Origin of the sequence: Streptomyces spectabilis (assembly GCF_008704795.1) — a bacterium.
GTDB classification, from domain to species: Bacteria; Actinomycetota; Actinomycetes; order Streptomycetales; family Streptomycetaceae; genus Streptomyces; species Streptomyces spectabilis.
Genome location: NZ_CP023690.1, coordinates 9,798,132 through 9,807,160, shown reverse-complemented (window position 1 = coordinate 9,807,160; position 9,029 = coordinate 9,798,132). Strand labels below are relative to the sequence as shown.

7 protein-coding genes are annotated in these 9,029 nt (G+C 77.2%); 1 reads left to right on the top strand and 6 read right to left on the bottom strand.

Annotated features, from left to right (window positions below; translation table 11 throughout):
- Positions 1–83 precede the first annotated feature (83 nt).
- From CP982_RS41450 to CP982_RS41435, 4 genes are all read right to left on the bottom strand, one after another.
- Positions 84–803 (bottom strand): DsbA family oxidoreductase, encoded by a 720-nt coding sequence (locus CP982_RS41450; RefSeq protein WP_150508607.1) that lies wholly within the window; start codon positions 801–803, stop codon positions 84–86.
- Positions 800–2,041 carry an acyltransferase family protein gene (locus tag CP982_RS41445; protein ID WP_245004342.1) on the bottom strand — a complete coding sequence of 414 codons (1,242 nt, stop codon included), beginning with the start codon at positions 2,039–2,041 and terminating at the stop codon, positions 800–802. The genes CP982_RS41450 and CP982_RS41445 overlap by 4 nt, the downstream gene beginning before the upstream one ends.
- Positions 2,038–3,660: an MFS transporter gene (locus tag CP982_RS41440; RefSeq protein WP_229879767.1), complete on the bottom strand. Its 1,623-nt coding sequence runs from the start codon at positions 3,658–3,660 to the stop codon at positions 2,038–2,040. Before CP982_RS41440 ends, CP982_RS41445 begins: the two co-directional genes overlap by 4 nt.
- 99 nt (positions 3,661–3,759) lie before the next feature.
- The gene (locus tag CP982_RS41435) at positions 3,760–4,362 is read right to left on the bottom strand and encodes a TetR/AcrR family transcriptional regulator (protein ID WP_229879765.1); all 603 of its coding nucleotides are present in this window, start codon (positions 4,360–4,362) and stop codon (positions 3,760–3,762) included.
- A gap of 955 nt (positions 4,363–5,317) precedes the next feature.
- Between CP982_RS41435 and CP982_RS41430 the strand changes: the two genes are divergently transcribed.
- Positions 5,318–6,505, top strand: a complete 1,188-nt coding sequence (locus tag CP982_RS41430) for an IS701 family transposase (RefSeq protein ID WP_150508611.1) — start codon at positions 5,318–5,320, stop codon at positions 6,503–6,505.
- A gap of 56 nt (positions 6,506–6,561) precedes the next feature.
- Here CP982_RS41430 and CP982_RS41425 read toward each other — a convergent pair whose 3' ends face one another.
- Both CP982_RS41425 and CP982_RS41420 read right to left on the bottom strand, forming a co-directional pair.
- Complete coding sequence (locus CP982_RS41425) at positions 6,562–7,296, bottom strand: SDR family NAD(P)-dependent oxidoreductase (protein WP_150508612.1); 735 nt, start codon at positions 7,294–7,296, stop codon at positions 6,562–6,564.
- Positions 7,297–7,735: 439 nt separating this feature from the next.
- Positions 7,736–8,584 (bottom strand): NAD(P)H-binding protein, encoded by an 849-nt coding sequence (locus tag CP982_RS41420; RefSeq protein ID WP_150515219.1) that lies wholly within the window; start codon positions 8,582–8,584, stop codon positions 7,736–7,738.
- Positions 8,585–9,029 lie beyond the last annotated feature (445 nt).

Sequence of the window (9,029 nt, the reverse complement as noted above, 5' to 3'; positions counted from 1 at the left end):
CGGCCGCGCCGCTTCCCCCTGCCCGCCCCGCCCCGCCCCGGCCGGGCCGGGCCGGGCCGGGGCGGGGCGGGGCGGGGCGGGGGTCAGGTGCCGTGCAGGCGGGCCGGGCCCGCCTGCGGGCGGGCCTTGGGCACCGGCGCGGGAAGCGGCATCCCGGGCGGGGCCTGGGTGGTCATGTCCCACACCCCCGCCGGGGCCGGCGCGGCGGGTGCCGTGCCGGCGGCGATCGCCTCGTCCACGGCCCCCGCCAGCTCGGCGGCCGTGGGCACCCCGTCGATGCGCCGCTGCCCGGCCACGATCACCGGCACCATCGACACCTGTGCCTGGCCGCGCGCGTGCGCCAGGCCCTGCTGGTGGGCGCGGGCGTAGCGGGCCGACATGATGGCCGCGCGGAACCCCGCCCGGTCCAGGCCCGCCTCCACCGCGAGCGCGGCCAGGACCGTGGGATCGGAGATGTCCTGCCAGTGGTGGAAGTAGGCGCCGAAGACCAGGTCGGTGTAGCGGGCCCCGGCGCCGTGCTCGGCCGCGTAGCGGTAGCCCAGCAGCGCCATCCGGGCCCGGCGCAGCGGGGTGCCCGGCGGCCCGGCCAGATGCACGCCGCGTTCGGCGCCCAGCGGGCGCACCGAGTTCTCCCACACCCCGCGCGGGTACTCCCCGGCCTCCTCCACGCAGTTGGGGTTGACCTCGAAGGGATGGAAGGCGGGGGCGGCGTCCTTGCCGTCCAGCGCCCTGGCCAGCACATGCCGGGTGATCAGGCTGTAGGGACAGATGAAGTCGAACCAGACGTCGATCGTGACGGTCATCGGGCCTCTTCGGACGCGGGCGGAAGAACCGGACGGGCAGCGGGCGCGGGGCCTTTCGCCCCGCGGGCCCGGGGCAGCGGGCCGCGGGCAGACGGGCGCGGGCGGGGGCGGGGGCGGGGGTGGCCGAAGCGGCGCAGCAGGGGCTGCTCGACGGCGGTGTGCATCGCCCAGGCCAGCACCAGGGTCAGGGCGGCGGCGGCCATCAGCAGCCCGGCCGCCGCCGGGGTGGAGAAGGCGCGGTGCTCGCCCAGCGCGCGGTGGCCGTGGAACTGCACCAGGCGGTGCAGCAGGTAGAAGGCGAAGGACACCTGTCCCAGCCAGACCAGGGGGCGGGCGGCGAACGGGCTGGGGCGGCCGCGCAGATCGGCCTGGGCGCCGGCGGCGACCAGCCAGGCCAGCGGGAGCACGCCGAGGGCGGCGATGCCGTAGGCCACCGGGGCGGCCAGGGCCGCGGTGTAGGCGCAGGCCAGGGCCAGCAGCGGGGGCCACAGCCCGGCGTGGGGCAGGCGGCCGGTGCTCACCAGGCGGGCCATCAGCATGCCCAGGACGAACTCCGCGGCGCGTACCGGCGGGAAGGCGAGCAGGAACCAGTAGTGCTCCTCGCTGATGGCCAGCCAGTGCAGGTGCGGCCCGGCCGGCCACAGCGCGGCGGCCGCGAGCGGCATGAGGGCCACGGCCGCCGCCAGGGCGGCGGCCCACCGCCACAGATGTTCGGGGCGGATGCGGCGCACGCCCGCCCACAGGGCGGGAAAGGCCAGGTAGAACAGGGCTTCCGCGCTCAGTGACCAGCTGACCGGGTTGGCGCTGAGGATGACGTCGGCATCCGGCCACCAGGCCTGCACCAGCAGCAGGTTGGGCAGCAGCCCGGGCCGGGGCAGGCCGGCGGCGGCCAGCAGCACCACGGCGGCGGCCAGGGTCAGCAGATGACTGGGGTAGATCTTCCACAGCCTGCGCCGCCAGAAGGCCCGCCAGGTGTCGCGGGGGCGGGCGGAGAAGGCCAGCACGAAGCCGCTCAGCACGAAGAAGAACGACACCCCCGTCCAGCCGGCCTGGCTGACCGCCTCGGCGAAGGCGTCGTTGACCCGCCGGTCGGCGAAGAGGTTCTCGTAGGAGGCGTGGAAGCAGAACACCAGCAGCGCCGCGGCGAACCGCATCCCGGTCAGCGACGGCAGCCGCCCGCCGCGCACGGCAGGCCGCGCCGCGGGCCGCGGGGCGGGCGGCGGGGCGGGGCCGTTCACCGGTGCGGGCCGGGCGCGCGGGCCGGGCCGGGGGCGGGGTGCAGCAGGCGGGGCGCCAGGGCCAGCGCGGTCAGGGCCAGCAGCGCGGCCACCGCCAGGCCGGCCCCGAACGCCGCCGGGTCCGCCGGGTGTCCGCCGCCGCGGGCGGCGAAGGCCAGGCCGGTCAGGGTGACGCCGAGTGCCATGCCGAGCTGGGCGGCGGTCTCCAGCACCCCCGAGGCCGCGCCCGCGAGCCGGGCGGGCACCTGCTCCAGGGCGGCGGCGAACAGCGGGCTGACCCCCAGGCCCTGCCCGAAGCCGATCACGGCCAGGCAGGCCGGCAGCACCGCGGTGTGGGTCCGGTCCGCCACCGCGGCGGCCAGCAGCGCCAGCGTGCCCGCGGCGTTGAGGGCGTAGCCGGCCACGAGCAGCCGGGGGCCGATACGTTCCTGCAGCCGCGGGGCCCCCAGTGAGGCCAGCACGAACATCACCGCCAGCGGCATGAAGCACAGTCCCGCGCGCAGCGCGCCGTAGCCCAGGACGGTCTGCAGGTGCAGGGTGAGCAGGAAGAACAGGCCCGCGTTCCCGGCGAAGAAGGCGACGGCAAGCGCGCTGCCCGCGCCGAAGCGGCCCCCGCTGAACAGGCCCGGGTCCACCACCGCCTGCCCGCCCCGGCGGGCCAGCGCCCGCTCGTGGCGCCAGAACAGGGCGGCCCCCGGCAGCGCGGCCGCCGGCAGCACCAGGCTCCACACCGGCCAGCCGGCCCCGTGCCCGAGCGTGAGCGGCACCAGCAGCGACACCAGGGTCCCGGCCAGCAGCAGCGTGCCCGTCCCGTCCAGTGCCGCGCCCCGCCCGCCCCGCCCGCCGCGCCGGCCGCGGCGGCCGGTGCTGTGCGGCGGGCGGCGGGCGGGGGGCAGGGTCAGGGCGGCGCCCAGCAACAGCAGCAGCCCCAGCGGCACGTTGAGCAGGAAGACGGGGCGCCAGGACAGGCCGAACAGGTCGGCGTGCAGGAGCAGGCCGCCCAGGAGCTGGCCGGCCACCGAGGCGCCGCCGATGGTGGCGCCGAACATAGCGAAGGCGCGCACCTGGCGGCGGCCGGTGAACGCGGTCTGCAGCACGGACAGGACCTGGGGGTAGAACAGGGCGGCGCCCAGGGCCTGCACGGCGCGGAAGGCGATCAGCGCGGGCGCCGAGGCGGCCAGGCCGCAGGCCAGGGAGGCGGCGGTGAACAGGGCCAGGCCCGCCAGGAACAGCCGCCGGGGGCCCCACAGGTCGCCCAGGCGGCCGCCGGCGACCAGGAACAGGCCGTAGGCCAGCAGATAGCCGGAGACGGTCAGTTCGGCCTGGGCGAAGCTGGCGCCCACCCCCGCGCGCACGGCCGGCAGCGCCACGTTGACGATGAACCCGTCCATGACCGCCAGGAAGGTGCCGCCCATCACCACCACCAGCAGCAGCCCGTCCCGCCGCCGTGCCCCCGCATCAGTGCCCGTGCCCGCCTCCCTCTCCGGGGCCGGGTCCGTCGCCGTCTCCGGGTCCGTCTCCGGGTGGGGGCCGGCGGCCGCGGGCGGGGCGGCGGGGGCGGGGGCGGGGGGTGCGGGGGGCTCGGGCTCGGCGGGGGCGACGACGTCTGTGTCCGCCACGGGGCAGCTCCTTGCAAAGACACCGGCAGCAGGGGGTGCTTCCCACCCTCGGCGGCCACGGGCGGTGCGGCAACGCCGACTTGCGCAAGACGCAGCCGCCTACCCCTGGCGCCCGCACCGGATGCCGTACAGGGCCAGCTCCCAGATCCGCGCCAGCTGTTCGGGGGCGCTCTTGCAGGTGTCGCAGCCCTGGGCGGCGCAGCTGCGCAGGTAGGACTCCACCCCGGCCACCAGGTGCCCGACCAGGGCCAGGACGGTGCGCGGGTCGCAGCCCGCGCGCAGCTGGCCCGCGGGCATGGCCTCCAGCAGCCCCTCCACGGCCGGCAGCCAGGAGGAGGGCCACGGCGCGCCCTGCGGTGCGCTCTCGCGCTCGCGGGTCAGGCGGGCGGCGGCGCGCACCACCGCTTCCTCCTGGAGCAGCGCGGCCAGCTCCAGGGTGAGGTCCACGACCGTCTCCAGGGCCGCCTCACGGCCCGTCAGCAGCCGCTGGACGGCGTCGCGGGTGACGGTGAGCCCGCGCAGCTGCACGGTGTCGGCCAGCTCGTCCTTGGTGGGGAAGTGGAAGGTCAGCGCGCCCATGGAGATGCCCGCCGCCTTGCTGATCCGGCCCAGGGAGGTGCCGTGGAAACCGGCCCGGTCAAAGGCCTCGGCGGCGGCCTGCACCAGAGCCTCGCGGGTGCGTGCGGCGCGTTCCTGTTTCACTGTCGACTCCCTTGGGGACGTGGGACACCCCCGCGCACCACAGACCGGCGCAGGGGGGTGAAGGCGGTACATGAGCGGTCGGAGCGGGGCGCACGGCCGGCGCGGACGGCGGGCCCGCGCGGCCGGGCGGCGGGCCCGGCCCGCGCCCCGCCGCCGCGGGCCCCGGTGCCCGCCCGCCGCGGGCCGGGGACCGGCGCCCCGCGGGGCGCCCGCGCGGGGCCGCGGGCGGTCCGGGCGGAGCCGCGGGCGCCGCGGGCGGGCCGGCGTGTCCGGCCGCCGGCCCCGCCGGACACGGCGAAGGCGCCGGACACGCCGGGTGCGGCGGATGCGGCGGGTGCGGCAGATGCGGCGGACACGCCGGATGCAGCGGATGCGGCGGATGCGGCGGGCGGGCCGGGTACGGGGGCGGGAGCGGGGGGCTGCCGGTCCGGCCCGGGGCGGCGGGCACCGCCGGTGCGGGCCCGGGCGCCGTGTGCACCCGCCTGTGCGCCACCGAAGCCTCCCTTCCCCGCGACCGACGTACCGGACTTTGAGCCTCCGACGCGAAGAGAGCCACCACAACGCCAACGTGGGAAAGCCGCAGGGTTCTTTTTCCCTCCCCACTCCCCCTCTTTCCACAGTTTTTCGCCCTTTCGTCCGACCGGACACCGAAGGCCCGGACTCTCCCGCGAATCCCCCGAAGCCCCACACCACCCCCACCCGCCGGGACCGCACGGCCCACCGGGCGGCGGGGCGGGAGGGGGCGGTGCGGGCAGGGTGCCGGGGCGGCGTGCAGGGGCCCGCGGGGCGGGGCGCGGGCGGCGGCGCGCGGGGCCGGGGGGTGCCCGCGCGGGCGTGAAGTCCCGTGCCGGGCGCCGGAGTTCACCAAGTCGCACCGGTGCGCTCCCCGCTCTCGAAAACAAAGCGAACGTTCGCTACGCTTTTTGGGTCGGACACGTCACGGAGGGGAACGACCATGGCCGGACAGCAGCAGGTGGGGGTGGCGTCAGCGGCGGGGGGCAGTGATCCGCTGCCGGCGTTCGCCGCGGCGCTCTTCGGGCATCTGCCGCGCGCCGATCAGCGGCGCTGGGCGCAGGGGTATCTGCAGGGACTGCTCTCGACGCCGGGCAAGAAGTCGGTGCGGCGCCTGGCGGCGGCGATCTCCGATTCGCCCACCGCCTCGCAGTCGCTGCAGCAGTTCATCAACGCCAGTCCCTGGGAGTGGGACCCGGCCCGCAAGGAGCTGACCCGGTATGTGGAGCAGCGGGGCGCCCCGCGGGCGTGGATCATCGCCACCGCGGTGCTGCCCAAGCGCGGCGGGCACTCCTGCGGGGTGCACCGCCGCTTCGTGCCCGAGGCCGGGCGCACCATCAACTGCCAGCTGGGCATCGGGGTGTTCCTGTCCCTGGGCGAGCTGCAGCTGCCGGTGGACTGGCGGCTGATGCTGCCCGAGCAGTGGAACGCCGACGAGCGGCTGCGCGAGCGCGCCCGGATCCCGGCCCTGGCCCGGCACCGGCCGCTGTGGGCGCACGCCGCGGACCTGGCGGCCACCCTGGCCCGGCGCACCCGGCACACCCCGGCGCCGGTGGTGGCCGACATGAGCGACCACACGGACGTCGCGCAGCTCATCGAGCAGCTGCACCGCCAGGGGCGCGCCATGGTGGTCTCGGTGCCGCCGGGCATGGGGGTGTGCCCGGCCACCGCCCGCACCACCGCCGCGCACCTGGGCGCCCACAGCCCCGGCGGGGCGCGGCAGTTCCTCTACCAGCACAGCACCCGCCACCCGCACGTGGTCACCGTCACCACGCCCGAGCACGGCCAGCGCCACATCCGGATCCTGTCCGGCCTGATCCGCCTGCCCGGCACCGCCCACACCCTGCGGATCTTCACCCAGTGGCGGCCCAGCCTGCAGCGCCCGGCCCGGGTGTGGGTCTCCAACCTCTTGGACGCGCGCCTGGACGAACTCATGGCCCTGGCCCAGCTGCACACCCGCACCCGCGCCACCATGACCCATCTGGAGGACGAGTGCGGGCTGCTGGACTTCGAGGGCCGCTCCTACCCCGGCTGGCACCACCACATGACCCTGGTCTCGGCCGCCTACGCCTACAGCCGCCTGTGCGCCCCGGCTAGCGCCGCCGCCCCGCCCCTGCCCCGCACCGCCTGACCCTCCCCGGCCCCCGCCCGGGGGGCGGCACTCCGGGCGGGGGCCGGGGGGTGGGGTCAGGCGGCGGTCCAGCCGCCGTCGACGGCCATCGCGGCCCCGGTGACGAACGAGGCCCGGCCGCTGCACAGCCAGGCCGCGGCCTGCGCCACCTCCTCGGGGCGGGCCATGCGCTTCTGCGCGGAGCGGGCCACGAAGGACTCCTCCAGGGCGGGCGCCTGGGCCAGGACATCGTCCATCAGCTCGGTACGGGTACTGCCCACCACCAGCGCGTTGACCCGGATGCCCCGGCCCCCGTACTCCTCGGCCGCGGCCCGCGTCAGGCCGATCACCCCGTGCTTGGCCGCCACATACGGCGCCGCCGCGCCGGTGGCCACCACCCCCGCGACACTGGCGGTATTGACGATCGCACCGCCGCGCCCGCCCGCGAGCATCTGCGTGACCTGCGCCTTCAGACAGTTCCAGGCCCCGCGCAGATTCACCTCCACGATCCGGTCGAACACCTCGTCGTCCGTCTCGTGCAGCCGCGTGCCCGCGGTCGCCCAGCCCGCGTTGTTGAACGCCGCGTCCAGCCCCCCGAAGACATTGACCGCCTCCTTCACCACCCGCACCGCGTCCTCGGCGACCGTGACGTCCCCCGCCACCGCCAGCGCCCGCCCGCCGCCCGCCTCGATCTCCCCGGCCAGCGCCCGCAGCCGCTCCTGACGCCGCGCCATCAGCACCACCGCCGCCCCCTCCGCCGCGAACAGCCGCGCCGCGGCCGCACCGATCCCGCTCGAGGCACCCGTAATCATCACCGTCGCCCCGCCCAGCAGACCCCGCCCCGCTCCCAGAACATCCCTCACCAGCAAACCCCTCCCCGATCCGATCCCGTATGAGTCCCGCACCCGCACCGGCCCCCCGGCCCACGGACACACCGGCGTACCGGCGTGCTGATGTGCCGGTACGCCGGTGCCGGTGTACCGACTTGCTGACGTGCCGACGTACGGATGTGCCGACGTGCTGGTGCACCGGCGTACTGGTGTGCCGGCCTGCCGGGGTGTCTGCGCACCCGGGCCCGGCGGCCGCAGACGCCCCGGGCGGGCGGATCCCGCACACCGGCAGCAGAAACCTTTCCCCGCCCCCGGACCCCACAGGCCACAGGCCGCAAGCCCCTGTCCCCGGGCCCGGAAGGGGAAGCGGTGCCCGCCGGGCGGCGGGGCGCGGGCGCCCGGCCCCCTGCCCGGGGCCGGGCTAGCGGAAGAAGCGGGCATGGCGCCGGGCCCAGTCGGCGAAGTCGGCCGGTGCGCGGCCCGTCACCTGCCGCACCGCCTGGCTCACGCCCGCCTTCGCCCCGGCCCGCTGGCGTTCGGCGCTCTCCAGCAGGGCCCGCGCATACGGTTCGGGATACCGCGCGCGCCACAGCCGCCACGCTTCCTGCACGTCCAGTTCCTCGAACCGCAGCGGCCGCCCCAGCACCCGCGCCAGCACGGCCGTCTGCTCCCGCGCGCACACCGGCCCCGGCCCGGTCAGCTCGTAACAGCGCCCCGCATGGCCCGGCGCGGTCAGCACCCGCGCGGCCACCGCCGCCACATCCGCGGGATCCACGCACGCGTTCACCGACGCCCCGTACACCGCGCGCACCACCCCCTGGCGCCTGACCGACGGCGCCCAGCCAAGCGCCTTGGACATGAACGCCCGCGGCCGCAGCAGCGTCCACGGCAGACCGCACGCCCGCAGCCGCTCCTCGCACGCCCGCTGCCAGCACGTGATCACATCCCCCGCGCCGGGATCCGTCACCGCGAGCGCGGACAGCTTCACCACATGCCCCACCCCCGCCCGCACCGCCGCCCGGAGCACCCGCTCATCGTGATCGGGGCGCAGCGGGTCACTGGTGATCAGCAGCAGCGCGTCCCCGCCCGCCAGCGCCCGCTCCAGCGAGCGCCGGTCGGCGAAATCGGCCCGTACCTTCTCGCCCCCCACCCCCGCCCGCGCCGCCGCCCGCGGATCACGCGTCAGCGCCCGCACCTCATACCGCGCCTCCAGCATCTCCACCACCAGCCGCCCCACCGTCCCCGAAGCCCCCGCCACCACCACCCGCACACCACCCGAACCGCCCCCACCACCACGCCCACGCCCACGCCCGCCTCCGCCTCCGGCACGGGAGCCGGAGCCAGTGCCGAGGCCAGGGCCAGTGCTGGAGGCGGGGCCGGTGCCGGAGGCGGTGCCAGGGTCGGAGGCGGTCACACTGCCCGCTCCACGTATCCCGCCCACACCCCCCGCATCACCTGCATCACCTGCATCACCTGCACTGCTCCCGCCACCCGCACCACCAACACCTCCCCCACCACCTGCACTACCAGCACTTCCCCTGGCGCCCGCGCCACCGGCGCCGCCCCTGGCGCCCGCACCGGCTGCCGCACACATACGGCCCGTATCCCCCGCACCGCCCCAACTGCCCCCGCCCCCGGCACCGCCCTCGCCCGCCGCGCCAACTGCCGTACGCCTACGGCCCGTGCCCCCGCCACCGCCGGGGCACCCGCGCCGC